21 protein-coding genes and 3 tRNA genes are annotated in these 25,886 nt (G+C 58.0%); 1 reads left to right on the top strand and 23 read right to left on the bottom strand.

Annotated features, from left to right (window positions below; all coding sequences use genetic code 11):
• Positions 1–7: 7 nt before the first annotated feature.
• From AC1RO5_RS12215 to rlmE, 16 genes are all read right to left on the bottom strand, one after another.
• Positions 8–83, bottom strand: a tRNA-Thr gene (locus AC1RO5_RS12215).
• Between the two features lie 162 nt (positions 84–245).
• Complete coding sequence (gene pnp, locus AC1RO5_RS12210) at positions 246–2,351, bottom strand: polyribonucleotide nucleotidyltransferase (protein ID WP_008024453.1); 2,106 nt, start codon at positions 2,349–2,351, stop codon at positions 246–248.
• 210 nt (positions 2,352–2,561) lie between these two features.
• Complete coding sequence (gene rpsO / locus AC1RO5_RS12205) at positions 2,562–2,831, bottom strand: 30S ribosomal protein S15 (RefSeq protein ID WP_011332409.1); 270 nt, start codon at positions 2,829–2,831, stop codon at positions 2,562–2,564.
• Between the two features lie 143 nt (positions 2,832–2,974).
• Positions 2,975–3,892: a tRNA pseudouridine(55) synthase TruB gene (gene truB / locus AC1RO5_RS12200; protein ID WP_007933551.1), complete on the bottom strand. Its 918-nt coding sequence runs from the start codon at positions 3,890–3,892 to the stop codon at positions 2,975–2,977.
• Between the two features lie 3 nt (positions 3,893–3,895).
• Positions 3,896–4,297: a 30S ribosome-binding factor RbfA gene (rbfA, locus tag AC1RO5_RS12195; RefSeq protein ID WP_007900467.1), complete on the bottom strand. Its 402-nt coding sequence runs from the start codon at positions 4,295–4,297 to the stop codon at positions 3,896–3,898.
• A gap of 159 nt (positions 4,298–4,456) precedes the next feature.
• A complete protein-coding gene (gene infB, locus AC1RO5_RS12190; RefSeq protein ID WP_019582451.1) occupies positions 4,457–6,976 on the bottom strand; it encodes a translation initiation factor IF-2 in 2,520 nt (839 codons plus the stop codon).
• A gap of 27 nt (positions 6,977–7,003) precedes the next feature.
• Complete coding sequence (nusA, locus tag AC1RO5_RS12185) at positions 7,004–8,485, bottom strand: transcription termination factor NusA (protein WP_007933547.1); 1,482 nt, start codon at positions 8,483–8,485, stop codon at positions 7,004–7,006.
• 47 nt (positions 8,486–8,532) lie between these two features.
• On the bottom strand, positions 8,533–8,991 hold the full coding sequence (rimP, locus tag AC1RO5_RS12180; RefSeq protein ID WP_007973115.1) for a ribosome maturation factor RimP: 459 nt from the start codon (positions 8,989–8,991) through the stop codon (positions 8,533–8,535).
• Positions 8,992–9,129: 138 nt separating this feature from the next.
• Positions 9,130–9,206 (bottom strand) — tRNA-Met (locus tag AC1RO5_RS12175).
• 96 nt (positions 9,207–9,302) lie between these two features.
• A tRNA-Leu gene (locus tag AC1RO5_RS12170) sits at positions 9,303–9,388 on the bottom strand.
• A 22-nt stretch (positions 9,389–9,410) separates the two neighbouring features.
• Positions 9,411–9,794 carry a preprotein translocase subunit SecG gene (gene secG / locus AC1RO5_RS12165; RefSeq protein ID WP_017336473.1) on the bottom strand — a complete coding sequence of 128 codons (384 nt, stop codon included), beginning with the start codon at positions 9,792–9,794 and terminating at the stop codon, positions 9,411–9,413.
• 4 nt (positions 9,795–9,798) lie between these two features.
• Entirely contained in the window at positions 9,799–10,554 is a 756-nt protein-coding gene (tpiA, locus tag AC1RO5_RS12160; protein WP_493175065.1) for a triose-phosphate isomerase, read from the bottom strand.
• Between the two features lie 66 nt (positions 10,555–10,620).
• Positions 10,621–11,958, bottom strand: coding sequence for a phosphoglucosamine mutase (glmM, locus tag AC1RO5_RS12155; protein ID WP_493175064.1), 1,338 nt, complete (start codon positions 11,956–11,958; stop codon positions 10,621–10,623).
• Between the two features lie 16 nt (positions 11,959–11,974).
• Positions 11,975–12,826, bottom strand: a complete 852-nt coding sequence (gene folP, locus AC1RO5_RS12150) for a dihydropteroate synthase (RefSeq protein ID WP_493175063.1) — start codon at positions 12,824–12,826, stop codon at positions 11,975–11,977.
• 8 nt (positions 12,827–12,834) lie between these two features.
• Positions 12,835–14,745 (bottom strand): ATP-dependent zinc metalloprotease FtsH, encoded by a 1,911-nt coding sequence (gene ftsH / locus AC1RO5_RS12145; RefSeq protein ID WP_493175062.1) that lies wholly within the window; start codon positions 14,743–14,745, stop codon positions 12,835–12,837.
• A gap of 202 nt (positions 14,746–14,947) precedes the next feature.
• Positions 14,948–15,577, bottom strand: coding sequence for a 23S rRNA (uridine(2552)-2'-O)-methyltransferase RlmE (gene rlmE / locus AC1RO5_RS12140; protein ID WP_007933535.1), 630 nt, complete (start codon positions 15,575–15,577; stop codon positions 14,948–14,950).
• A gap of 101 nt (positions 15,578–15,678) precedes the next feature.
• Between rlmE and AC1RO5_RS12135 the strand changes: the two genes are divergently transcribed.
• Positions 15,679–15,987 (top strand): YhbY family RNA-binding protein, encoded by a 309-nt coding sequence (locus AC1RO5_RS12135; protein ID WP_007900503.1) that lies wholly within the window; start codon positions 15,679–15,681, stop codon positions 15,985–15,987.
• A gap of 9 nt (positions 15,988–15,996) precedes the next feature.
• Here AC1RO5_RS12135 and AC1RO5_RS12130 read toward each other — a convergent pair whose 3' ends face one another.
• From AC1RO5_RS12130 to dnaK, 7 genes are all read right to left on the bottom strand, one after another.
• The gene (locus AC1RO5_RS12130) at positions 15,997–16,401 is read right to left on the bottom strand and encodes an MFS transporter (RefSeq protein WP_258672335.1); all 405 of its coding nucleotides are present in this window, start codon (positions 16,399–16,401) and stop codon (positions 15,997–15,999) included.
• A 28-nt stretch (positions 16,402–16,429) separates the two neighbouring features.
• Positions 16,430–16,906, bottom strand: a complete 477-nt coding sequence (gene greA / locus AC1RO5_RS12125; RefSeq protein ID WP_019651075.1) for a transcription elongation factor GreA — start codon at positions 16,904–16,906, stop codon at positions 16,430–16,432.
• Positions 16,903–20,124 carry a carbamoyl-phosphate synthase large subunit gene (gene carB / locus AC1RO5_RS12120; RefSeq protein ID WP_019651074.1) on the bottom strand — a complete coding sequence of 1,074 codons (3,222 nt, stop codon included), beginning with the start codon at positions 20,122–20,124 and terminating at the stop codon, positions 16,903–16,905. Before carB ends, greA begins: the two co-directional genes overlap by 4 nt.
• A 117-nt stretch (positions 20,125–20,241) precedes the next feature.
• Complete coding sequence (carA, locus tag AC1RO5_RS12115; protein WP_493175060.1) at positions 20,242–21,378, bottom strand: glutamine-hydrolyzing carbamoyl-phosphate synthase small subunit; 1,137 nt, start codon at positions 21,376–21,378, stop codon at positions 20,242–20,244.
• A gap of 259 nt (positions 21,379–21,637) precedes the next feature.
• Entirely contained in the window at positions 21,638–22,444 is an 807-nt protein-coding gene (gene dapB / locus AC1RO5_RS12110) for a 4-hydroxy-tetrahydrodipicolinate reductase (protein ID WP_493175058.1), read from the bottom strand.
• A gap of 9 nt (positions 22,445–22,453) precedes the next feature.
• The gene (gene dnaJ, locus AC1RO5_RS12105) at positions 22,454–23,575 is read right to left on the bottom strand and encodes a molecular chaperone DnaJ (RefSeq protein WP_493175056.1); all 1,122 of its coding nucleotides are present in this window, start codon (positions 23,573–23,575) and stop codon (positions 22,454–22,456) included.
• Positions 23,576–23,872: 297 nt separating this feature from the next.
• Positions 23,873–25,789: a molecular chaperone DnaK gene (dnaK, locus tag AC1RO5_RS12100; RefSeq protein WP_258697618.1), complete on the bottom strand. Its 1,917-nt coding sequence runs from the start codon at positions 25,787–25,789 to the stop codon at positions 23,873–23,875.
• Positions 25,790–25,886 lie beyond the last annotated feature (97 nt).

The following is a 25,886-nucleotide window of genomic DNA, read 5'->3' as shown; positions in this document are numbered from 1 at the left end:
GGGGAAATGGTGCCCGAGACAGGAATCGAACCTGCGACCTTCGCGTTACGAGTGCGCTGCTCTACCGGCTGAGCTACACGGGCTGTGGGCTAAACCTAGCACTGGTCTCGAGGTCCGGCAACTTGTGGCGAGGGAGCTTGCTCCCTCGCCACACCAAATTCCACGCTCAGCTTTTTCCTGCACACAGCAAAACGCCCCGAACCAGTCGGGGCGTTTTGCTGTTCAGCGGTTAAGCGCGGGGGTAATTAAACGCCCGAAGCCTTGGCCGCTGCTACGTCTTTGATGGACAGCTTGATACGGCCGCGGTTGTCCACGTCCAGTACCAGAACTTCCACTTCCTGGCCTTCTTTCAGGATGTCGGTCACTTTCTCTACGCGAGCATCGCTCAACATCGAGATGTGAACCAGACCGTCCTTGCCCGGCAGGATGTTGACGAATGCGCCGAAGTCGACGATGCGCTCAACCTTACCTACATAGATCTTGCCGATTTCAGCTTCAGCGGTGATACCCAGAACGCGCTGACGTGCCGCTTCAGCCGCTTCCTTGGTCTCGCCAAAGATCTTGATCGAGCCGTCGTCTTCGATATCGATCGAAGCCTTGGTCTCTTCACAGATCGCACGAATGGTCGCGCCGCCTTTACCGATGACATCACGGATTTTGTCGGTGTCGATTTTCATCGCGATCATGGTCGGAGCGTTTTCCGACAGTTCGGTACGCGACTGGCCAATGATCTGGTTCATCTGACCGAGGATGTTCAGGCGCGCTTCCAGGGCTTGGCCCAGAGCGATTTCCATGATTTCTTCGGTGATGCCTTTGATCTTGATGTCCATCTGCAGCGCGGTAACACCTTTGGCGGTACCGGCTACTTTGAAGTCCATGTCGCCCAGGTGGTCTTCGTCACCCAGGATGTCGGTCAGGACGGCAAATTTCTCGCCTTCTTTAACCAGACCCATGGCGATACCGGCAACTGGTGCCTTCATCGGAACGCCGGCGTCCATCAGAGCCAGGGAAGCGCCGCAGACCGAAGCCATGGAGCTCGAACCGTTGGACTCGGTGATTTCCGACACAACACGGATGGTGTACGGGAACACGTCGGCAGCCGGCAGCATGGCCTGAACCGAACGACGGGCCAGGCGGCCGTGACCGATTTCACGACGACCAGCGCCACCCATGCGACCACACTCGCCCACCGAGAACGGAGGGAAGTTGTAGTGCAGCATGAACGGGTCTTTTTTCTCGCCTTCCAGGGTATCCAGCAGCTGTGCGTCACGGGCGGTGCCCAGTGTCGCGACGACCAGAGCCTGGGTTTCGCCACGGGTGAACAGAGCCGAACCATGGGTCTTTGGCAGAACACCGACTTCGATGTTCAACGGACGTACGGTCTTGGTGTCGCGACCGTCGATACGTGGCTTGCCGTTAACGATGTTTTCGCGAACGGTGCGGTATTCGATTTCGCCGAAAGCCGCTTTGACTTCGCTGGAGGAAGGCTGACCTTCTTCACCGGACAGCTTGGCAACGACCTGGTCTTTCAGCTCACCCAGGCGAGCGTAACGGTCGGCCTTGATGGTGATGGTGTAAGCCTGGGAGATCGCGTCGCCGAACTCGGCACGGATAGCGCCCAGCAGAGCAGTGGCTTCTGGCTGTGGAGCCCAGGTCCAGGTCGGCTTGGCAGCTTCAGCGGCCAGTTCTTTAACGGCGTTGATCACCACCTGGAACTCGTCGTGAGCAAACAGTACCGCGCCCAGCATCTGGTCTTCGGTCAGCTCTTTGGCTTCCGATTCAACCATCAGAACGGCTTCCGAAGTACCGGCAACGACCATGTCCAGGCTCGAAGCTTTCAGTTGTTCGTAAGTCGGGTTCAGCAGGTAGCCGGTGCTTTCGTGGAACGCAACGCGGGCAGCGCCGATCGGGCCATCGAAAGGAATGCCGGAGATGGCCAGCGCAGCCGAGGTACCGATCATCGCAGCGATGTCCGGATCGGTCTTCTTGCTGGTGGAAACGACGGTGCAGACAACCTGCACTTCGTTCATGAAGCCTTCAGGGAACAGCGGACGGATCGGACGGTCGATCAGTCGGGAAGTCAGGGTTTCTTTCTCGGAAGGACGGCCTTCACGCTTGAAGAAACCGCCAGGGATCTTGCCGGCAGCGTAAGTCTTTTCCTGGTAGTGAACAGACAGAGGGAAGAAGCCCTTGCCTGGATCGGCTTGTTTGGCACCGACTACGGTCACCAATACGCTGACGTCGTCGTCAACGGTGACCAATACTGCGCCGGAGGCCTGACGGGCGATACGGCCAGTCTCGAGGGTAACGGTCGACTGACCGAACTGGAATTTTTTGATTACCGGGTTCACGGTGTCCTACCTTCTTTGTGGCTCTTGGGGGAACTGGTTTCTTGCGAAATTCTTGGGCAACGCCGGGAATCGGCCCGACAGGATTGTCCAGGGTGCTATCACTCAGGCAAAGCAGATATCCAGATAAAACTTGAGGCTGGAAGCCTGCCATGCGCTGGCGGGAAACCCGCTGACGCACGACAGACAACCAACCTCTAGCGCAATCGCTTATTAGCGACGCAGACCCAGGCGAGCGATCAGAGCGCTGTAACGGCTCACGTCCTTGCCTTTCAGGTAGTCCAGCAGCTTACGACGCTGGTTAACCATGCGGATCAGACCACGACGGGAGTGGTGATCTTTACCGTTGGCCTTGAAGTGACCTTGCAGTTTGTTGATGTTGGCGGTCAGCAGTGCAACTTGCACTTCTGGCGAACCAGTGTCACCAACAGCTTGCTGGTAGTCAGCTACGATTTGAGCTTTTTCTTGAACGTCGAGAGCCATGAGGCAATCCTTTTATCAGGAAACTGTTTCAGAAAAACAGTTTCAACAGGCCAGGGACAAATCCCTGTATCTAAAAATGAGTAGTGACCGTGCCTGTTAACAGCCACCCTCGCCAGCCTGCTGTTACACAGACTGGTTTTCGGTCATTCTGACCGAATCAAACGACGTGGCGCGATGCGCCCGTCTTCGCTCACTTCACCGATACCGATGAAGCGACCATTGTGATCCTGTACCCGTACCATGCCAAATTTCGGTGCATCCGGGGCACGTACCGGCTGGCCGTTGAGCCAGTAGAACGCGCTCGCTTCCGAGAACTGCAACAGTGGCCAATCCAGCAGGCCGCTGTCCGATGGCATCAGGAAGCGGTCGACTGCTTCGTTGCCGCCTTCGGCATGTACCGCTTCCAGCTCTTCCAGAGTGACGGTCTGTGCAAGCGTGAAAGGCCCGGCCTGGGTACGTCGCAATTCAGCCACGTAAGCGCCACAACCGAGTTGCTCACCGATATCCTCCACCAGGGTACGGATATAGGTGCCTTTGCTGCAATCCACCGCAAGCCGCGCAGTATCACCCTCAAAGGCCAGTAATTCCAAGCGCGCAATAGTAACAGAACGCGGTTCGCGCTCCACTACTTCACCTGCACGGGCCAGCTTGTACAGCGGCTGACCATCACGCTTGAGTGCCGAGTACATCGGAGGTATCTGACTGATTTGCCCACGAAATTTCGGCAACACAGCTTCGATATCGGCACGACCAACGGTCACCGGACGCTCCAGCAAAACCTCACCTTCGGCATCAGCCGTGGTGGTGGTCTTGCCCAGTTGCGCCAGGGTTTCATAACCCTTGTCGGAATCGAGCAGGTATTGCGAGAACTTGGTGGCCTCACCGAAGCACAACGGCAACACGCCGGTGGCCAGCGGATCGAGACTGCCGGTGTGCCCGGCCTTCTCGGCATTGAGCAACCAGCGGACCTTCTGCAACGCCGCGTTGGAAGTGAACCCCAACGGCTTGTCGAGCAGGATGATGCCGCTGACGTTACGACGGATACGTTTGACCTGAGCCACCGATTACTCCTTGGCGTCTTCGGGTTCAGCCGCTACCGGGTGCTGATTGTCTTCAGCCACCGCGCGTTCGATCAGGGCCGACAGGTGCGCGCCACGCACGACGCTTTCGTCGTAATGGAAGTGCAACTGAGGAACGCTGCGCAACTTCATCTCGCGAGCCAACTGCATGCGCAGGAAACCGGCGGCGGAGTTGAGCACCTTGATGCTTTGCGCGATGTCGTCGCGGCTGTCCTGGCCCATCACGGTGATGAAAATCTTGGCGTGACCGACGTCACGGCTGACTTCAACAGCGGTAATGGTGACCAGGCCGACGCGCGGGTCTTTGACTTCACGACGGATCAGCTGTGCCAGCTCACGCTGCATCTGATCGCCAATACGTTGGGTACGGCTATATTCTTTTGCCATGTCTTGTTACCTGTTACTGCCCCACGGTGAAACCCGAAGGGTCTGAAAGCGGCAAACGCCCGGCCTGACAAAAGCCAGACCGGGCGTTGCGTTTAGAGTCCGACTGATGCGCCGCGCAATTGCATGCGGCTGGCCATCACGGCTCTTGAAGTGCGCGAGTTAGAGGCTGCGAGCAACCTGAACCTTCTCGAAGACTTCGATCTTGTCACCGACTTTGACGTCGTTGTAGCTCTTAACGCCGATACCGCATTCCATGCCGGCACGTACTTCGGAAGCGTCATCCTTGAAGCGGCGCAGGGATTCCAGCTCGCCTTCGAAGATAACGATGTCTTCACGCAGTACACGGATTGGACGGTTACGGTGAACAACACCTTCGATAACCATGCAACCGGCGATCGCACCAAACTTCGGCGAACGGAACACGTCACGCACTTCAGCGGTACCCAGGATGTTCTCGCGAACATCGCTGCCCAGCATACCGGTGAGGGCTTTCTTGACGTCTTCGATGATGTCGTAGATCACGTTGTAGTAACGCATATCCAGACCTTCCTGCTCGACGATCTTGCGAGCGCCGGCATCGGCACGCACGTTGAAGCCGAACAGTACAGCGTTGGAGGCCAGTGCCAGGTTGGCGTCGGATTCAGTGATACCACCGACACCGCCACCGACCACACGCACTTGCACTTCGTCGTTACCCAGGCCATTCAAGGCACCGTTCAACGCTTCCAGCGAACCACGGACGTCGGATTTGAGGACGATGTTGAGCGTCTTCTTCTCTTCCTGCCCCATGTTCTCGAAGATGTTTTCAAGCTTGCCGGCGTGAGCACGGGCCAGCTTGACTTCGCGGAACTTGCCTTGACGGAACAGAGCCACTTCACGGGCTTTCTTCTCGTCAGCAACTACGCTCATCTCGTCGCCAGCGTCCGGAGTACCGTCCAGGCCGAGGATCTCGACAGGGATGGAAGGACCGGCTTCCTTGATTGGCTTGCCGTTCTCGTCGAGCATGGCGCGAACGCGGCCATAGTTCGAACCGACCAGCACCATGTCGCCCTGGCGCAGGGTACCGTCTTGAACCAGAACGGTTGCAACCGGGCCACGACCTTTGTCGAGACGCGATTCAACCACAACACCACGACCAGGAGCCGAAGGGGTCGCTTTCAGTTCGAGAACTTCAGCTTGCAGCAGAACAGCTTCGAGCAACTCGTCCACGCCGGTACCGACTTTCGCCGAAACCGATACGAACGGGGTGTCGCCGCCCCACTCTTCCGAAGTCACGCCGTGAACCGACAATTCGCTACGGATGCGATCGAGATCGGCGCCCGGCTTGTCGATTTTGTTCACTGCAACAACCAGAGGTACGCCAGCCGCCTGAGCGTGCTGAACAGCTTCAACGGTCTGCGGCATTACGCCGTCGTCCGCTGCAACCACCAGGATCACGATGTCGGTCGCCTTGGCACCACGGGCACGCATGGCGGTAAACGCGGCGTGACCAGGGGTGTCGAGGAAGGTGACCATGCCGCGTTCGGTTTCAACGTGGTAGGCACCGATGTGCTGGGTGATACCACCGGCTTCGCCAGCAGCAACCTTGGCACGACGGATGTAGTCGAGCAGCGAGGTCTTACCGTGGTCAACGTGACCCATTACGGTCACAACCGGTGCACGGGAGAACGTCTCACCTTCAAACTTCAGGGACTCTGCCAGGGAATCTTCCAGGGCGGTGTCGCTGACCAGGGTCACTTTATGGCCCAGCTCTTCGGCAACCAGTTGGGCAGTTTCCTGATCCAGTACCTGGTTGATGGTCGCTGGGGTACCCAGTTTGAACATGAACTTGATGATCTCAGCAGCCTTGACCGACATCTGCTGGGCGAGATCGCCAACAGTGATGGTCTCGCCGATCTTCACTTCGCGCACAACAGGGCCGGTTGGGCTCTGGAAACCGTGGGCGTTGCGTTTCTTCAGCTTGGCCTTGCCGCGACCACCACGACGGAAGCCATCGCTTTCTTCGTCGGTAGTACGTGGCGCAACGCGTGGAGCAGGCGCTTTTTCCTTGACCGAAGCACGATGCGGAGCGTTTTTGCGCTCGCCATCGCCACTGCCACGACGATTGCTATCGTCGGCACGTGGTTTGTCCGGACGACGCTGCTCGTCGCGTTTGCGAGTGTCGGCTGCAGGTGCAGCGGCCACGACCGGGGCGCTTTCACGCACGGGTTCGGCAACTGCAACAGGCGCTGCGACAGCTTCGACAGGAGCGGTTTGCGCAGCAGCAGGCTGGCGACGCGCTTCTTCTTCGGCGCGACGCTTGGCTTCTTCTTCAGCCTTCTGACGTGCAGCATTTTCTACTGCGCGACGTTCTTCCAGTTCGCGTTTGCGCTCGGCTTCGATTTCTTCCGGGCTGCGCTGCACGAAGACTTTCTTCTTGCGTACTTCAACGCTGATGCTTTTGCTGCCAGCAACACGCAGGGTGCTGGTGGTTTTACGCTGCAGCGTGATCTTGCGTGGTTCTTCCACTTTCGCCTTGTGGCTGCTTTTCAAGTGAGTCAGCAAAGATTGCTTCTCACTGTCAGTCACATGTTCTTCGGCGGCGGTGTGCGGCAGACCTGCCTCACGCATCTGCTGCAACAGGCGCTCTACCGGTGTTTTGACCTCATCGGCCAGTTGTTTCACCGTGACTTGCGTCATGCACTTCTCTCCTCAGGCCGCGCCTAATTACTCGAACCAGTGGGCTCGGGCGGCCATGATCAACTTGCCGGCACGATCATCGTCAATGCCGTCGATGTCGAGCAGGTCGTCAATAGACTGCTCGGCCAGGTCTTCGCGGGTAATTACGCCGCGCACCGCCAGTTCCATCGCCAAATCCTTGTCCATACCCTCAAGCGAGAGCAGGTCTTCGGCCGGATGGGCGTCTGCCAGCTTTTCCTCAGTAGCGATGGCTTTGGTCAACAAACGATCCTTGGCGCGAGCGCGAAGCTCGTTGACGGTTTCTTCGTCAAAGCCGTCGATGTTGAGCATTTCTTCCAACGGTACGTAGGCAATCTCTTCCAGGCTGGTAAAACCTTCATCTACCAGCACCTGTGCCAGGTCTTCGTCGACTTCCAGCTCGTCGATGAAGTTGCGCAGGATGTCGCCGGTTTCTGCTTGTTGCTTAGCCTGGATGTCCGATTCGGTCATCACGTTCAGGGTCCAGCCAGTCAACTGGCTAGCCAGACGCACGTTCTGACCACCGCGACCGATGGCCTGAGCCAGATTGTCTGCGCCAACGGCGATGTCCATTGCATGGGCATCTTCGTCAACGATAATTGCCGCCACTTCAGCCGGCGACATTGCATTGATCACGAACTGAGCCGGGTTATCGTCCCACAGGACGATGTCCACACGCTCACCGCCCAGCTCGCCGGACACTGCCTGGACGCGCGAACCGCGCATACCGATGCAAGCGCCTTGCGGGTCGATGCGTTTGTCCTTGGAGCGGACCGCGATCTTGGCACGCGAACCCGGGTCACGGGACGCAGCCATTACTTCGATCAGGCCTTCAGCAATTTCCGGCACTTCGATGCGGAACAACTCGATCAGCATTTCCGGCGCGGTACGCGACAGGATCAGCTGCGGGCCGCGGTTCTCGGTGCGGATTTCCTTGAGCAGCGCACGCAGGCGCACGCCAACCCGGAAGGTTTCGCGAGAGATGATGTCTTCACGGGCCAGCAACGCTTCTGCGTTATTGCCCAGGTCGACGATCACGTTGTCGCGGGTGACTTTCTTCACGGTGCCGGAGATGATTTCCCCCAGGCGCTCGCGATAGGCATCAACGACTTGAGCACGCTCGGCTTCGCGAACTTTCTGCACGATGACTTGCTTGGCAGTCTGTGCAGCAATGCGGCCGAACTCGATGGATTCGATTTTTTCTTCGACAACGTCACCGACCTTGGCGCCAGGATGCGTTTGCGCAACCTTGCTCGGCCAGGTTTCGATAGCCGGATCGTCCAGGTCTGCTTCTTCGACGACCGTCCAGCGACGGAATGTCTCATAAGCACCGGTGTGGCGATTGATTTCCACACGCAGATCGACTTCGTCCTCGAAACGTTTTTTGGTAGCAGTGGCCAGAGCCAGCTCCAGCGCTTCAAAAATTACGTTTGCCGGTACGCCCTTTTCATTGGATACCGACTCAACAACCAGCAGTACTTCTTTGCTCATCGTACGCCTCGCCTTTCGCAAGCCATTGGATCCGCGGGATCCGCGTCTCAGTCAAAACTGGGAATAATGTTGGCCTTGTCGATCATATCGATCGGCAACAGGAACTCATGGTCTTCAACCTGCACCACGACGTCCTGCTCTTCTACACCGCGCAGAAGGCCCTGAAAGTTGCGTCGACCTTCAAAAGGCGAGCGCAGCTTGATCTTCACTTGTTCACCGGCAAATTTTGCAAACTGCTCAAGAGTGAACAGTGGGCGTTCCATGCCAGGCGAGGAAACTTCAAGGGTGTACTCAACGGAGATTGGATCTTCAACATCCAGCACACCGCTGATCTGGCGACTGACGATGGCACAATCATCCACCAGCACGCCGCCTTCTTTATCGATATAAACGCGCAACATTGAGTGGCGACCTTGAGCCGAAAACTCAATACCCCAGCATTCATAGCCTAGGGCCACGACCACCGGGGCCAGCAAGGCCTGCAACTCTTCTAGCTTGCTCGACACCTGAACCCCCTCGTGCATGTATGTGCATGCTATGCAAAATAAAAAAATGGGCGAAACGCCCATCCTTGAAACGCCGCCGAATAGCGGCGTTGAAAGTGTCCAGCTAACAAAAAGCCCCTGAAAAGGGGCTCCTTAAACTGGTTGCGGGGGCCGGATTTGAACCGACGACCTTCGGGTTATGAGCCCGACGAGCTACCAGACTGCTCCACCCCGCGACAAAGCTGGGGCGGAAGTATACGACCGATCCCTGACAGGGTCAATGTAACCTTCCACCTACAAGAAAGCCCGCAACAGCGGGCTCTCCTGATAATTGGTACCGAGAAGGGGACTCGAACCCCTACACCCTATGGGCACAACCACCTCAAGGTTGCGTGTCTACCAATTCCACCACCTCGGCAATACTACGTTTGAAACTCTTCTTACTTCTGCTCTTGAGCTGGAGGCACGTCAGTCGCTGGAGTAGCCGACTTTTGCTCTTGAAGCACCGGGACATCATCAGAAGCCGGTTGTTGCTTTGGAACTTCCAACACTGCCGGGTTTGGCAAACCTACTTGAGTCAGCTGGTGAGCCTTCTCTTTAGCAAAGTAACCTAACCCCAAGCTGGTTATGAAGAAACCGGCGGCAAGTATAGCAGTAAACTTACTAAGAAAGGTAGAGGAACCTTGGCTTCCGAACACAGTATTTGAAGCACCTGCTCCGAAAGATGCGCCAGCGTCCGCACCCTTACCCTGCTGCAGCAATACCAGAGCAACTACGCCCAATGCACCCAGCAGATGAAAAACGACTACGACTGTTTCCAGCATTTTTTCAGTTTCCCGCGGCGCGACAAATCGCACCGAACTCATCTGCATTCAGGGAAGCTCCACCAATGAGCCCCCCATCGATATCCGGCATGCCGAACAGTTCGGCCGCATTGGCCGCCTTCACGCTGCCGCCGTATAGAAGCCGCACACCTTGCGCGACCTCAGAATTCTCTGCCGCCAACTGGGCACGAATGGCTGCGTGCACATCCTGCGCTTGTTGCGGCGAAGCAGTCAGCCCGGTACCAATGGCCCAGACCGGCTCGTAAGCGATTACTGCCTTTGCAAAAGCCCCGACACCCAGCTCCTCGATGATGCTGCCCAGCTGACGCCCGACAACCTCAAGAGTTTTTCCGGCTTCGCGCTGCTCGAGGGTTTCCCCTACACACAACACCGGAATCAAGCCGCATGCCTGCGCTGCCGCAAATTTGCGATTCAGCGTCCCGTCGAGTTCGCCCATTATCTGGCGGCGCTCGGAGTGCCCGACAAGCACCAGGGAACAACCTGCATCCACTAACTGACTCGGCGAAATCTCACCTGTCAACGCACCTTGCCCGGATTCAATCGCAGAGTTCTGCGCGCCGACCGAAATCGACTTCCCTTGCAAACCATCAATCACTTGATTGATATACAAGCAAGGTGGGAACACCGCGACATCAACACCGCTTGGCAAGGCCAGATCACGAAGGCCGTCGATCAGCTCAGCGACGCTGGCGCGGGTACCGTGCATCTTCCAGTTACCAGCTACCATAGGGCGACGCATGCTGTACCTCGTCGGTCAAAGTGGGCGCAGATGTTACCCAACACAATCATGGCTGGCAAGCCGAAATCAGGCAGAAACTTCAGTTACCAGTTTTGCCAGCTCTTCGGCGTAATCGCGAACCTGCGTTTCGTCCTCGCCTTCGACCATGACACGCACCAGTGGCTCTGTCCCGGACTTGCGCAACAACACGCGCCCACGGCCCGCCATCGCTTGAGTGACACGATCACTAGCCTCCTTGACGGTCGGATGCTCGAGCGGGTTCGCACCACCGCCAAACCGCACATTGATCAACACCTGAGGGCACTTGCGCAACGCCTGACGCGACTGAGCCAGGCCTTCTGAGCGCCTCTTCAGCGCCATCAATACCTGCAATGCAGCAATGATCGCATCACCGGTAGTGGTGTGACTGAAGCAGACAATGTGCCCCGAGTTTTCACCGCCCACCAGCCAATCGCGCTCCAGCAACTCGGAGATGACGTAACGGTCACCAACGTTGGCCCGCACAAAAGGAATCGCCAGATCCGCCAGGGCCAACTCCAGCCCCAGGTTACTCATCAGCGTACCGACCACACCGCCCTGCAACTTGCCACGCTCCTGCAGGTCGCGAGCGATGATGAACAGCAGCTCATCACCATCGACGACAGCGCCGGTGTGATCAACCATCTGCACCCGGTCACCATCACCGTCGAAGGCGATACCCAAATCGGCGCATTCGGCCAGTACGGCCGCTTGCAGCGGCGCCATATGGGTCGAACCGCAATTGTCATTGATGTTCAGGCCGTTAGGATTGGCAGAAAGCACAACGACATCCGCCCCCAACTCACGGAACACGCTAGGCGCCACTTTATAGGTCGCACCATGGGCACAATCGAGCACGATCTTCAGGCCGGCAAAACTGGTGCCGGTCGGAACGCTGCTCTTGCAGAATTCAATATAACGGCCCGAGGCATCGTTGACTCGCGACACCTTGCCGATCTTGCTCGACTCAACCACGGTCATCGGGGTGTCGAGCAGCTCTTCGATCATCAGCTCGACTTCATCCGGGAGCTTTGTGCCCTTACCAGAGAAAAACTTGATGCCGTTGTCGTCATGAGGGTTATGCGAAGCGCTGATCACGATGCCGGCTTCGGCATGAAAGGTCCGCGTCAGATAGGCAATGGCCGGCGTCGGCATTGGCCCCAACAGCAACACATCAGCACCGGCCGAGGTCAGCCCGGCCTCAAGCGCCGACTCGAACATGTAACCGGAGATCCGGGTGTCCTTGCCCACGAGCACCTTGCAGGCGCCCATGCTGCGAAATGCCATGCCTGCCGCCCAGCCAAGCTTGAGCATGAAATCAGGAGTGATAGGGTATTGACCGACCCGACCACGAATGCCGTCGGTGCCAAAGTATTTTTTACTCATAAGTACTCCATCATTTTTATTCGGCTGATTCTACGGCGGCAATCATCCGCACCACGTCGACCGTTTCCGCCACATCATGGACGCGCAATATACGCGCACCTTTGACCGAAGCCAGCGCCGCAAGTGCCAAGCCGCCATGCAGACGTTCTCCCACCGGCCGATTCAAGGCTTGCCCGATCATGCTCTTTCGTGAAACCCCGACCAACAGGGGCCGACCCAAGGCATGCAGAGCCTCCATATGCTTAAACAAGCTCAGGTTGTGCTGCAGGGTTTTCGCGAAGCCAAAGCCCGGATCGAGGATGATCCGCTCAGCAGGGATACCCACCGACGCACACTGGACCATGCGTTCGGCGAGAAACTCGCCGACCTCTTTCGTAACATCCTGGTACTGCGGGTTGTCTTGCATATCGCCCGGCTCGCCGAGCATATGCATCAGGCACACCGGCAAACCGGTGGCCGCCGCTGCATCCAGAGCACCGTCGCGACGCAGCGAGCGCACGTCATTGATCAACCCTGCCCCCAGCCTTGCGGTTTCACGCATGACGGCAGGCGTGGAGGTATCGACCGAGATAATCACATCCAGTTCGCGGCTGATGCGCTCGACAATAGGCGCTACTCGCTCGAGCTCTTCAAGCGGTGAAACGGCCCTGGCTCCGGGCCGGGTCGATTCGCCACCGACGTCGATCAGCGTCGCGCCGGCCGCCACCATCGCCTCGGCGTGGCGCAGGGCCGCGTCCAGCTGACTGTATCGGCCGCCATCGGAAAAGGAATCGGGAGTGACATTGAGAATGCCCATGACATGCATCTGGGCCAAATCAAGAACCCGGTTGCCGCAAGGCAACCGGGTCGAGGACTGAACAGAAGTCATTTCAAACCTTAAACGTCAGCAGCCGGGCCGCCGATAGGTGTTTCCGGACGCCCATCCTGCACCACCGGAGGCGTGCCGGAAGCGTCGTTGCCGCCAGACCAGTCGCGAGGTTCGCGAGGCGTACGACCTGCCATGATGTCATCGATCTGATCGGCATCGATCGTCTCGTACTTCATCAAGGCATCCGCCATCGCATCAAGCTTGTCACGGTTATCCGTGAGGATCTGCTTGGCCGTGCCGTAGCACTGGTCGATGATGCTGCGCACTTCGGAGTCGATCAGCTTGGCCGTCTCGCCAGAGAAACTGGCATGCTGACCACCGCCGCCACGACCGAGGAACACTTCACCCTCTTCTTCGGCGTACATCAATGGACCGAGTTTTTCCGACAACCCCCACTTGGTCACCATGTTTCGTGCTATCTGGCTGGCACGCATGATGTCGTTGGACGCACCGGTGGTGACGCCATCGAAGCCCAGGGTCATCTCTTCAGCGATACGACCGCCGTACAGCGAGCAGATCTGGCTGATCAGTGCACGCTTGGACAGGCTGTAGCGATCTTCTTCCGGCAGGAACATGGTCACACCAAGTGCGCGACCACGCGGAATGATCGACACCTTGTAGACCGGATCATGCTCAGGCACGACGCGACCGACGATAGCGTGGCCGGCTTCGTGATAAGCAGTGTTCTGCTTCTCTTTCTCGGACATGACCATGGATTTGCGCTCGGCACCCATCATGATCTTGTCTTTGGCCAGCTCGAACTCTTTCATCTCGACGATGCGCTTGCCGGCACGAGCTGCGAACAACGAAGCCTCGTTCACCAGGTTGGCCAAGTCAGCACCGGAGAAACCAGGAGTACCACGAGCGATCACGGCCGGAGCGACGTCGTCACCCATTGGCACTTTGCGCATGTGGACTTTGAGAATCTGCTCGCGACCACGGATGTCCGGCAGGCCAACCACAACCTGACGGTCGAAGCGGCCCGGACGCAGCAACGCAGGGTCCAGTACGTCCGGACGGTTGGTCGCGGCGATGACGATGATGCCGTCATTCATTTCGAAGCCGTCCATCTCTACCAGCAACTGGTTGAGAGTCTGCTCGCGCTCATCGTGACCGCCGCCCATGCCGGCACCACGGTGGCGACCGACGGCGTCGATTTCATCGATGAAGATGATGCATGGCGCGTGCTTCTTCGCCTGCTCGAACATGTCACGAACACGGCTGGCACCGACGCCGACGAACATTTCGACGAAATCGGAACCGGAAATAGTAAAGAACGGCACTTTGGCTTCGCCGGCAATCGCCTTGGCCAGCAAGGTTTTACCGGTACCCGGAGGACCAACCATCAGCACGCCGCGAGGAATGCGACCACCCAGGCGCTGGAACTTGCCCGGATCACGCAGGAACTCAACCAGTTCGCCGACTTCTTCCTTCGCTTCGTCACAACCTGCAACGTCAGCCAGGGTGGTTTTCACCTGATCTTCGGAGAGCAGGCGCGCCTTGCTCTTGCCGAAACTCATCGGCCCGCCCTTGCCACCGGCACCGCCCTGCATCTGCCGCATGAAGAACATGAAGACGGCGATGATCACCAGGATCGGGAAGCTTGCGACCAGGAGTTGAGTCCAGATGCTTTGCTGCTCAGGCTGCTTGCCTTCGACCACGACGTGGTTATCCACGAGGTCGCCGATCAGACCATTGTCCTGGATTGCCGGACGAATGGTCTTGAAGCTGTCGCCATCGTTGCGCTTGCCGGTAATCACGTAGCCATCAACCGCTACGCGCTCGACCTTGCCATCCTTGACCTGCTGGATGAAGTCGGAATAGTTGAGGGTCTGCGGCTCGTTAGGGCTGGAGAAGTTGTTCATCACCGTCACCAGGACAGCCGCGATGATCAACCACAGGATCAGATTCTTTGCCATATCGTTCAATTAACTACCCTCTGAAGCAAGCTCCGCTAATGGCGCGCGCTTCGCATGATATTCACCGGCCTAACTTACTACATTACCTACGGCTCTGGCAGGCGCCGTCTGTAACCCTTTGTGAAACACTTTCTACACGATATTCGCTAATGCACGCGGGGCGAAATATGAAAAACCTATCACCCCGCCAAAAAACCTCGTTTTACTCACTACGCCCGCGGTAACCCCAAGCCAGCATGTATTGCTCGCGGGAACTGTCACGGGAAGAGTCTGGCTTGATCATCTGGATCTTGTCGAATTTCCGACGAGCATCCTTCAGGTAAACATCAAACCCCTCGCCCTGAAAAATCTTGATCACAAAATTACCACCCGGCTTGAGTATCCGTTCCGCCAAATCAAGCGCCAGCTCGCAAAGAAACATGGCTTTTGGCATGTCCACTTCAGGCGTACCACTCATATTGGGGGCCATATCGGAAATCACAAGGTCCACCTGCGAATTACCCACAGCTTCAAGGATCCGCGTGAGCACTTCGTCCTCGGTGAAGTCCCCCTGAATGAAAGTCACGTCCGGAATGCTGTCCATTTCCAGAATGTCCGAGGCGATCAGGCGCCCCTGACCACCAATCAGACGGCTAGTCACCTGCGACCACCCCCCGGGCGCCGCACCCAGGTCGACAACGCTCATGCCGGGACGGATCAGCTTGTATTTTTCCTGGACCTCCAGAAGTTTGTAACTCGCACGCGAGCGGTAGCCATCCTTCTGCGCCTGCTTCACATAGGGATCGTTGACATGTCTTTTCAGCCAACCAAGGCTTGTCTTGGAACGCGCCATTGGGCACCTCGATGATAAGGGTCGTGATTAATTGGGCGGATCCACGAGCCCTCGGGTAAAATGGCCGCCATTTTACAGAATCCAGACGAAAGGGTCAGATTATGCCGCTCACTCAAGAGCAGAAGAAACAGTACAAGTCCATTGGCCACCATCTGAAACCAGTTTTGATTGTGGCTGACAACGGCCTGACTGAAGGTGTGTTAGCCGAACTTGAACGCGCTTTGGCGGATCACGAGCTGATCAAAATCAAGCTCAACATCCTCGATCGCGAATCGCGCCTGGCAGCCATTGCAGAACTCTGCAAGGCCGGCAAAGCCGATCTGGTTCAGGTCATCGGCAAGATGGCGCTGATTTACCGCAAGAACTTCAGCGTCAACAAGCAGCTGTCGAACGTCCATCGCTTCAAGTGATGACAAGGGTCAAGGGTGTGCTTCGCGCACCCTGACACTCCATCCAGGCACCGGCTGCATGACCAGCACCAGCCCGGAAAAGCCCAGAACAAGATAGCTGAACAACTGCCAATGCAGCGCCTGCGGCCAGCCAAAGCGTACTGCGAAATACATCGCGCACCCATACAGCGCCATCAGCAGCAGTTGCCCACGAATATCCCGCCATAGACTGGCAAGGCCCTCGGCCTGTACCAGCACCAAAGCCTGAAAAATCACACTCGCTGTGGCAAATCCCACCATCAGCGTGTTCAGCATGCCTGCAATTTCGTCGATCAGCAGCGGCGCCAGGCCTATTTGCCCCAGCACCGGCAGCAGACCGATGTGCAACAACCACAAGCCGCCAACCCACAGCATCTGGGTCAGCTGCCAAAGCATGGCACCCGCACGTAGCGGGCGCCTTCTTTCAGATGTGGCGAACTTCGACAATCTCATACTCGATAACGCCACCCGGCGTTTTGACCGCCACCACATCACCCTCTTCCTTGGCGATCAAGGCACGGGCAAGTGGCGAACCGACGGAGATCTTGCCAAGTTTGAAGTCAGCCTCATCCTCACCCACGATATGGTAAGTGACGCGCTCATCCGTCTCGACGTTGGCGATTTCAACGGTGGTGCCGAAAATCACTTTGCCGGTATGAGGAATGGTCGTGACATCGATGATGACCTGATTCTGAATCCGGCCTTCGATATCACGAATCCGCGCCTCGACCATCCCCTGCTGCTCGCGAGCAGCGTGGTATTCGGCATTTTCCTTCAAATCACCCAACTCGCGAGCCGTACCGATGTCCTGACTGAGTTTCGGACGAACGACCTTGGTCAGATGAGCGTGTTCTTCTTCCAGGGCTTTGGCGCCCTTGACGGTCATTGGGTATTTGATCATGCCTTCAATCCTGCGTGTAGATCCTGCAAGCGGCGCACGGTCTTCTCGGGACCGAACTTCAGCGCTTCGCAGATAGCTTCGCCAGCAGCAATAGTAGTGGTGCAGTAGATCTTGTGCTGCAAGGCATTACGACGAATGGAGTAGGAATCAGCGATCGACTGACGACCTTCGGTGGTGTTGATGATCAGAGTGACTTCGTCATTCTTGATCATGTCGACCACGTGCGGACGACCCTCGGTCACCTTGTTCACACGACGCACTTTCAGGCCTGCGGCCTCGATCAGCTTGGCAGTACCGGCAGTGGCAACCACTTCGAAGCCCAAGTTGATCAGATCACGGGCCACGCCTGCAACCAGTGGCTTGTCATCGTCACGCACACTGATGAACGCGGTGCCGCCGGTCGGCAGCACTTCACTGGCGCCCATCTGGGCTTTGGCAAAGGCTTCGCCGAAGGTGTCGCCCACGCCCATCACTTCACCGGTGGACTTCATCTCTGGGCCAAGGATCGGGTCCACGCCAGGGAATTTGGCGAATGGGAACACCGCCTCTTTCACGCTGTAGAAGTTCGGAATGATTTCTTTGGTGAAGCCGATTTCCTTCAGGGTTTTACCGGCCATCACGCGAGCCGCAATCATCGCCAGGGACACACCGATGCACTTGGAGACGAACGGTACGGTACGGGATGCGCGCGGGTTGACTTCGATGACGTAGATGTCTTCGCCTTGCAGCGCCAACTGAACGTTCATCAGGCCAACCACGCCCAGTTCCAGAGCCATTTTCTTGACCTGTTCGCGCATCTCGTCCTGGATGTGCGCCGGCAGCGAGTACGGCGGCAGGGAGCATGCGGAGTCACCAGAGTGAACGCCGGCCTGCTCGATGTGCTGCATGATTGCGCCGATCACCACGTCGGTGCCGTCGCAGACCGCATCCACGTCCATTTCGATCGCGCAGTTGAGGAAGTGGTCCAGCAGCACCGGGCTGTCATTGGACACTTGAACCGCTTCACGCAGGTAGCGCTTGAGTTCTTCTTCTTCGTAAACGATTTCCATCGCACGGCCGCCCAGTACGTAGGACGGACGAACCACCAGCGGGTAACCGATCTTGGCGGCGGCGCGAATCGCTTCGTCTTCGCTGCGCACGGTGGCGTTAGGCGGCTGACGCAGGTTCAGACGCTCAACCATCTGCTGGAAGCGCTCACGGTCTTCTGCGCGGTCGATGGCGTCAGGGCTGGTGCCGATGATCGGCACGCCGGCGGCTTCCAGGGCACGGGCCAGTTTCAGCGGGGTCTGACCGCCGTACTGAACGATCACGCCTTTTGGCTTCTCGACGCGGACGATTTCCAGCACGTCTTCCAGGGTCACTGGTTCGAAGTACAGACGATCGGAGGTGTCGTAGTCGGTGGAAACGGTTTCCGGGTTGCAGTTGACCATGATGGTCTCGTACCCGTCATCGCGCAGAGCCAGTGCTGCGTGTACGCAGCAATAGTCGAACTCGATGCCCTGGCCGATACGGTTCGGACCACCGCCGAGGATCATGATCTTGTCGCGACCCGACGGCGCGGCTTCGCACTCTTCCTCGTAAGTCGAGTACAGGTACGCGGTGTCGGTGGCGAACTCGGCCGCGCAGGTATCGACGCGCTTGTAGACCGGGAACACTTCCAGCTTGTGACGATGGGTACGCAGGTTCTTCTCGGTGACGCCCAGCAGCTTGGCCAGACGCTGATCGGAGAAGCCTTTACGCTTGAGGCGGAACATCAGGTCGCGGTCGATAGCGGACAGGCCCAGGGTCTTGACCTTCTCTTCTTCCTTGATCAGATCTTCGATCTGCACCAGGAACCACGGGTCGATCATGTTCATGCCGAAGATGTCTTCGACCGACAGGCCGGCGCGGAACGCGTCAGCCACGTACCAGATGCGCTCGGCGCCCGGCACGGTCAGTTCGCGCTTGAGGATGCTCATGCTTTCCGGGTTGCTCAGGTCGAGCTTCTCGTCCAGACCACAAACACCCACTTCCAGACCGCGCAGAGCTTTCTGCAGGGATTCCTGGAAGGTCCGGCCGATGGCCATGACTTCACCGACCGACTTCATTTGAGTGGTCAGGCGTGCGTCGGCTTTCGGGAATTTTTCGAAGGCAAAGCGCGGCAGCTTGGTGACGACGTAGTCGATGGACGGTTCGAAGGACGCCGGGGTCTTGCCGCCGGTGATGTCGTTCGACAGTTCGTCAAGGGTGTAACCCACGGCCAGTTTCGCCGCGACCTTGGCGATCGGGAAACCGGTGGCTTTCGATGCCAGGGCCGAGGAACGGGATACCCGCGGGTTCATCTCGATGACCACCATGCGGCCAGTGTTCGGGCAGATGCCGAACTGGACGTTGGAGCCGCCGGTTTCCACGCCGATCTCGCGCAGTACCGCCAGGGAGGCGTTACGCAGGATCTGGTATTCCTTGTCAGTCAGGGTCTGTGCGGGTGCAACCGTGATCGAGTCACCGGTGTGCACGCCCATCGGGTCGAAGTTTTCGATGGAGCAGACGATGATGCAGTTGTCCTTTTTATCGCGGACAACTTCCATCTCGTATTCTTTCCAGCCGATCAGCGATTCGTCGATCAGCAGCTCTTTGGTCGGCGACAGGTCCAGACCGCGAGCGCAGATTTCTTCGAACTCTTCACGGTTGTAAGCGATACCACCACCGGTGCCGCCCATGGTGAAGGACGGACGAATGATGCACGGGAAGCCCAGACGATCGAGAACCGCGTTGGCCTCTTCCATGCTGTGGGCGATACCCGAACGCGGGCAGTCCAGACCGATGGACTTCATCGCCTTGTCGAAGCGCGAACGGTCTTCGGCCTTGTCGATGGTGTCAGCGTTGGCGCCGATCATCTCTACACCGAACTTCTCCAGAACGCCTTCGCGCTCCAGGTCCAGGGCGCAGTTCAGAGCGGTCTGGCCGCCCATGGTCGGCAGCAGCGCGTCCGGACGCTCTTTCTCGATGATCTTGGCAACGGTCTGCCATTTGATCGGTTCGATGTAGGTGGCGTCGGCCATGGCCGGGTCGGTCATGATGGTCGCCGGGTTGGAGTTCACCAGGATGACGCGGTAACCCTCCTCGCGCAGGGCTTTACAGGCCTGGGCGCCGGAGTAGTCGAATTCGCAGGCCTGGCCGATCACGATCGGGCCAGCGCCGAGAATCAGGATGCTTTTAATGTCTGTACGTTTTGGCATGGGTTGTCACTCAAATCCGCAGGTCAGTCGGCAAGCCGTCTTGTTCAATCTCTGAAGCCTTGAGGGGGCCGCCGGTTTCGGGACCGCCCTCAGGCTTCGCTACATCAGGGCGAGCGATTAGCGTCGCTTGGCCATTTCGTTGATGAAGCGATCAAACAGTGGCGCTACGTCGTTCGGGCCAGGGCTGGCTTCAGGGTGACCCTGGAAGCTGAAGGCGCTCTTGTCGGTACGCTCGATGCCTTGCAGGGTGCCGTCGAACAGCGATTTGTGGATCGCCCGAACGTTGCCTGGCAGGGTCGCTTCGTCTACCGCAAAACCGTGGTTCTGGCTGGTGATCATCACCACACCGCTGTCCAGATCCTGGACCGGGTGGTTGGCACCGTGGTGGCCGTGGCCCATTTTCAGGGTCTTGGCGCCGGAGGCCAGAGCCAGCAGTTGGTGGCCGAGGCAGATACCGAATACCGGGATCTCGGTTTCCAGTACGTCTTTAATGGCCTGGATCGCGTAGTCGCATGGCTCAGGGTCACCCGGGCCGTTGGACAGGAACACGCCATCCGGCTTAAGCGCCAGAACGTCAGCCGCCGGCGTTTGAGCGGGCACCACGGTCACGCGGCAACCGCGCTCGACCAGCATGCGCAGGATGTTGACCTTGACGCCGTAGTCGTAGGCAACCACGTGGTACGGCAGATCGGAAGCGTCGATGGTCGCATGGCTGTCGGTTTTCAAGTCCCAGACAGTCGAGCGCCACTCGTAGGTTTCCTTGGTGCTGACGACTTTCGCCAGGTCCATGCCTTTGAGGCCAGGGAAGCCCTGGGCGGCGGCGATGGCGGCGGCTTCGGAAATGTTGTCACCGGCCATGATGCAGCCGTTCTGCGCGCCTTTCTCACGCAGGATGCGTGTCAGGCGGCGGGTGTCGATACCAGCGATAGCCACGACGTTGTTGGCTTTCAGGTAGTCGGACAGAGACATCGTGTTGCGCCAGTTGCTCGCAACCAGTGGCAGGTCACGGATGACCAGGCCAGCGGACCAGACGCGATCGGACTCGGCGTCTTCCGGCGTGGTGCCGGTGTTGCCGATGTGCGGGTAAGTCAGGGTAACGATCTGTTGGGCGTAGGAAGGATCGGTAAGGATTTCCTGATAGCCGGTCATTGCGGTGTTGAACACCACCTCACCAACGGTTTGACCGTCGGCTCCAATGGCTTCGCCGCGAAAAATGCTGCCATCAGCAAGGGCGAGTATGGCTGGCTTAGTCAAGAAGACCTCCCGTAAATAAAGCCTGAAAGGGCGATCGCAGGTTGTAAAAAAGCGGAGTGACGTATGGACACGTCACCCCGCTTCTTCATCGAATTATTCTGCGCGCTTTTAGTGGACACACTAAAGCTGTAGCTTACAGAAAAAGGCATTTTTGGTCTACCGCCAATGAGCCTTAAAGGCCGGAGAATGCGACAGGACGTCGCTTGGCGGTTTAAAACCGGGCTCAAAGGCTATGTTTGAACCCGGTTTCGGCTGCATCTTAACGCAGGTCGAGCACGTCTTGCATGTCGTAGAGGCCTGGCTCACGACCGTCCAGCCACAAAGCTGCACGTACTGCGCCCTTGGCGAAGGTCATGCGACTGGATGCCTTGTGAGTGATCTCCAGTCGCTCGCCCTCACAGGCGAACAGCACCGTGTGATCACCGACCATATCACCACCACGAACAGTGGCAAAGCCGATCGTTTCACGCTCGCGCGCACCGGTGTGACCTTCACGCCCATAGACCGCAACCTTCTGCAGATCACGATCCAGCGCATTGGCGATTACTTCACCCATGCGCAGTGCCGTGCCTGAAGGCGCATCGATCTTGTGCCGATGGTGAGCCTCGATGATTTCGATATCCGCATCATCGCCCAGCACGCGCGCGGCCATGTCGAGCAGCTTCAGCGACAGGTTTACACCGACGCTGAAATTGGCCGCGAACACGATAGGAATATCCTTGCCCGCCTCGGCCAGCAACTGCTTCTGCGCAGCGTCCAATCCCGTCGTGCCGATCACCATGGCCTTGCCCGCCTTACGGCAGAAAGCCAGGTTTTTCAGCATCACTTCCGGGAGCGTGAAGTCGATCAGCACGTCGAACTCATCAGCCACCGAGTCCAGACTACCGGACAGCGGCACACCAATGCGCCCCAACGAGGCCAGCTCACCAGCATCCACGCCAATCAGCGTACTGCCGGGGCGCACGATGGCGGCTGTCAGACCGGTCAGCGGCGCGCGCTGCTGCACCGCCTCGATCAATATCTTGCCCATGCGGCCGGCGGCGCCCATCACAGCTATACGTCGCATGCTCACTCCTTACAAATCGCCGAAGAAGCGCTTCACGCCTTCGAACCAACCGGTGGTTTTCGGCGAATGACTGTTGTCGTCCGCCAGGGAGCTGCGGAACTCTTCCAGCAATTCGCGCTGGCGACGACCCAGATTGACCGGGGTTTCGACCGCCACACGGCACATCAGGTCGCCAGCACCGCCGCCACGGACTGGCGCAACGCCTTTGCCGCGAACACGGAACTGCTTGCCGGTCTGGGTTCCTTCAGGGATCTTCAGCTTGACCCGACCATCGAGGGTCGGAATCTCCAGCTCGCCGCCCAGAGCCGCGTCGACGAAGCTGATCGGCACCTCGCAGAACAGGTGTTTGCCGTCACGCTGGAAGATCGCGTGCTCACGCACATTGATCACCACATACAGGTCGCCGGTCGGACCACCCTGCGCGCCCGCCTCGCCTTCGCCGGACAGACGAATACGGTCACCGGTATCGACACCGGCCGGCACTTTGACGGAAAGCGTCTTGTACTCTTCGACACGACCTTCGCCGTGGCAGGAATCGCACGGATCGGAAATGATCTTGCCCTGGCCATGGCAGCGCGGGCAGGTCTGCTGTACCGAGAAGAAGCCTTGCTGCATGCGTACCTGACCGATACCGCCGCACGTCGGGCAGGTGACCGGCGAGGAGCCTTTCTTGGCACCCGAGCCGTCGCACGGCTTGCAGTTGACCAGCGTCGGAACACGGATATTCACGGTCGTGCCGCGCACCGCTTCTTCCAGGTTCAGCTCCAGCGTGTAACGCAGGTCGCTGCCGCGCTGAGCGCCGCCACGGGAACCGCCGCGACCGCCACCGAAGAAGTCACTGAAGACATCGCCAAAGATGTCGGAGAAGTTCTGGCCACCAAACCCGGCACCGCCGCCCATGCTTGGGTCGACACCGGCATGACCGTATTGGTCATAGGCCGCACGCTTGCTGGAATCGGACAGCACTTCGTAGGCCTCGTTGGCCTCCTTGAACATCTCTTCCGACGCTTTGTCATCGGGATTACGGTCCGGGTGGTGCTTCATCGCCAGGCGACGGTAGGCCTTTTTCAGGTCCGCTTCGCTTGAACCTCGCTCAACACCCAATACTTCGTAATAGTCACGCTTTGCCATAAGTCTTTGCACTCTTAAGGACGTTCGACAAACCTCTCCTGAGCCTCGCCGAACTCGTTGAGCCCCAATACAGGCCCGGACCCAACTCACGTCAATTCAACGATCCTGGTCTTTGATTCGATGCAGTACTTTCGGCTCGAAAAGCAGGAGCATTTCCGGCCATACCGCCAACATCCGAGCGTTGTCGCATGCTGTAAAAATTCGCTTACTCCAGACACGCCAACGCGGGAGCAAGCTCCCGCGCGGCGACATCCTACCAGTCACCGCCTGAAGGCAGTCAACCGGGCGACCAACAACTTACTTGTGGTCTTTGACTTCTTCGAACTCAGCGTCGACGACGTCGTCAGCTTTTTCAGCTTTTTCGTCGTGCGGTGCCGCGCCTTCAGCTGGCTGAGCCTGATCGGCGTACATCTTCTGAGCCACTGGCGCGGAGACCTTGGACAGCTCTTCAACCTTGGCTTCGATAGCAGCCTTGTCGTCGCCTTTAACAGCGGCTTCCAGGGCAACTACTGCCGCTTCGATTGCAGTCTTCTCTTCAGCGCTCACCTTGTCGCCAGCATCAGCGACCATTTTGCGCGTCGAGTGAACCAGAGCATCGCCTTGGTTACGGGCGCTGGCCAGCTCTTCGAACTTGCGGTCTTCTTCAGCGTTCACTTCAGCATCGCGAACCATTTGCTGAATTTCTTCCTCGGACAGACCGGAGTTGGCCTTGATCACGATCGACTGAGTCTTGCCGGTGGCCTTGTCTTTCGCGCCTACGTGCAGAATGCCGTTGGCGTCGATGTCGAAGGTCACTTCGATTTGTGGCACGCCACGTGGCGCTGGTGGAATCTCGGCCAGGTCAAACTTGCCCAGGGATTTGTTCTGCGCGGCTTGCTTACGCTCACCTTGCAGTACGTGAATGGTCACTGCGCCCTGGTTGTCGTCGGCAGTCGAGAACACTTGCGATTTCTTGGTAGGGATCGTGGTGTTTTTCTCGATCAGCGCAGTCATCACGCCGCCCATGGTTTCGATACCCAGGGTCAGCGGGCTGACGTCGAGCAGCAGAACGTCTTTCACGTCACCAGCCAATACCGCGCCCTGGATAGCAGCACCCATGGCAACAGCTTCGTCAGGGTTGACGTCTTTACGTGCTTCTTTACCGAAGAAATCGGTCACCAGCTTCTGAACCAGCGGCATACGGGTCTGACCGCCGACCAGGATCACGTCGTTGATCGAACCAACGTCGATACCGGCGTCTTTCATCGCGATGCGGCAAGGTTCGATGGTGCGCTGAACCAGGTCTTCCACCAGCGCTTCGAGCTTGGCGCGGGAGATTTTCACGTTCAAGTGCTTAGGACCGGTAGCGTCTGCAGTGATGTACGGCAGGTTCACGTCGGTCGACTGGCTCGAGGACAGTTCGATCTTGGCTTTCTCAGCGGCTTCTTTCAGGCGCTGCATCGCCAGCGGGTCACCTTTAAGGTTCATGCCGCTTTCTTTCTTGAATTCGTCGACGAGGTAGTCGATCAGACGGATGTCAAAGTCTTCACCGCCCAGGAAGGTGTCACCGTTGGTGGCCAACACTTCGAACTGGTGCTCGCCATCGACTTCAGCGATCTCGATCACGGAAACGTCGAAAGTACCGCCACCCAGGTCGTAAACGATCACGGTGTGATCGCCTTTCGCCTTGTCCATACCGTAGGCCAGTGCAGCTGCGGTTGGTTCGTTGATGATACGTTTTACGTCCAGGCCCGCGATGCGGCCGGCGTCTTTGGTCGCTTGACGCTGGCTGTCGTTGAAGTAGGCCGGAACGGTGATTACCGCTTCGGTCACAGGCTCGCCGAGGTAGTCTTCGGCGGTCTTCTTCATTTTCTTCAGAATTTCAGCCGAGATTTGTGGCGGAGCCATTTTCTGGCCGTTCACTTCAACCCAGGCGTCGCTGTTGTCAGCCTTGACGATCTTGTAAGGGACCATCTGGATGTCTTTCTGTACGACTTCTTCGTCGAAACGACGACCGATCAGACGCTTCACCGCGTACAGGGTGTTATGCGGATTGGTCACTGCCTGACGCTTGGCCGACTGGCCAACCAGGATTTCGCCATCGTTGGCATAAGCGATGATCGACGGCGTGGTACGCGCGCCTTCAGCGTTTTCAATAACTTTGGCTTTGCCGTTTTCCAGCACGGAGACGCAGGAGTTGGTAGTCCCCAGGTCGATACCGATAATTTTGCCCATGTTCACTCTCCCGAAACTTTGGATTTGGATGCCGCAGTAGTGGTGGCTGACTGCGGTAGCACTTAAACGCTTGACTTCTAAATGGGGGCCTTGCGGC

This window comes from Pseudomonas sp. GW822-FHT02G04 (genome assembly GCF_058802085.1).
This window is presented reverse-complemented; position numbering and strand designations above follow the sequence as displayed.

What these genes read in the sequence shown, in the direction of transcription:
- rpsO (WP_011332409.1), bottom strand. Translation starts at nt 2,831, where the DNA reads ATGGCTCTCGACGTTCAAGAAAAAGCTCAAATCGTAGCTGACTACCAG.
- rbfA (WP_007900467.1), bottom strand. Translation starts at nt 4,297, where the DNA reads ATGGCAAAAGAATATAGCCGTACCCAACGTATTGGCGATCAGATGCAG.
- infB (WP_019582451.1), bottom strand. Translation starts at nt 6,976, where the DNA reads ATGACGCAAGTCACGGTGAAACAACTGGCCGATGAGGTCAAAACACCG.
- nusA (WP_007933547.1), bottom strand. Translation starts at nt 8,485, where the DNA reads ATGAGCAAAGAAGTACTGCTGGTTGTTGAGTCGGTATCCAATGAAAAG.
- secG (WP_017336473.1), bottom strand. Translation starts at nt 9,794, where the DNA reads ATGCTGGAAACAGTCGTAGTCGTTTTTCATCTGCTGGGTGCATTGGGC.
- tpiA (WP_493175065.1), bottom strand. Translation starts at nt 10,554, where the DNA reads ATGCGTCGCCCTATGGTAGCTGGTAACTGGAAGATGCACGGTACCCGC.
- glmM (WP_493175064.1), bottom strand. Translation starts at nt 11,958, where the DNA reads ATGAGTAAAAAATACTTTGGCACCGACGGCATTCGTGGTCGGGTCGGT.
- folP (WP_493175063.1), bottom strand. Translation starts at nt 12,826, where the DNA reads ATGACTTCTGTTCAGTCCTCGACCCGGTTGCCTTGCGGCAACCGGGTT.
- ftsH (WP_493175062.1), bottom strand. Translation starts at nt 14,745, where the DNA reads ATGGCAAAGAATCTGATCCTGTGGTTGATCATCGCGGCTGTCCTGGTG.
- rlmE (WP_007933535.1), bottom strand. Translation starts at nt 15,577, where the DNA reads ATGGCGCGTTCCAAGACAAGCCTTGGTTGGCTGAAAAGACATGTCAAC.
- AC1RO5_RS12135 (WP_007900503.1), top strand. Translation starts at nt 15,679, where the DNA reads ATGCCGCTCACTCAAGAGCAGAAGAAACAGTACAAGTCCATTGGCCAC.
- AC1RO5_RS12130 (WP_258672335.1), bottom strand. Translation starts at nt 16,401, where the DNA reads ATGCTTTGGCAGCTGACCCAGATGCTGTGGGTTGGCGGCTTGTGGTTG.
- greA (WP_019651075.1), bottom strand. Translation starts at nt 16,906, where the DNA reads ATGATCAAATACCCAATGACCGTCAAGGGCGCCAAAGCCCTGGAAGAA.
- carB (WP_019651074.1), bottom strand. Translation starts at nt 20,124, where the DNA reads ATGCCAAAACGTACAGACATTAAAAGCATCCTGATTCTCGGCGCTGGC.
- dapB (WP_493175058.1), bottom strand. Translation starts at nt 22,444, where the DNA reads ATGCGACGTATAGCTGTGATGGGCGCCGCCGGCCGCATGGGCAAGATA.
- dnaJ (WP_493175056.1), bottom strand. Translation starts at nt 23,575, where the DNA reads ATGGCAAAGCGTGACTATTACGAAGTATTGGGTGTTGAGCGAGGTTCA.
- dnaK (WP_258697618.1), bottom strand. Translation starts at nt 25,789, where the DNA reads ATGGGCAAAATTATCGGTATCGACCTGGGGACTACCAACTCCTGCGTC.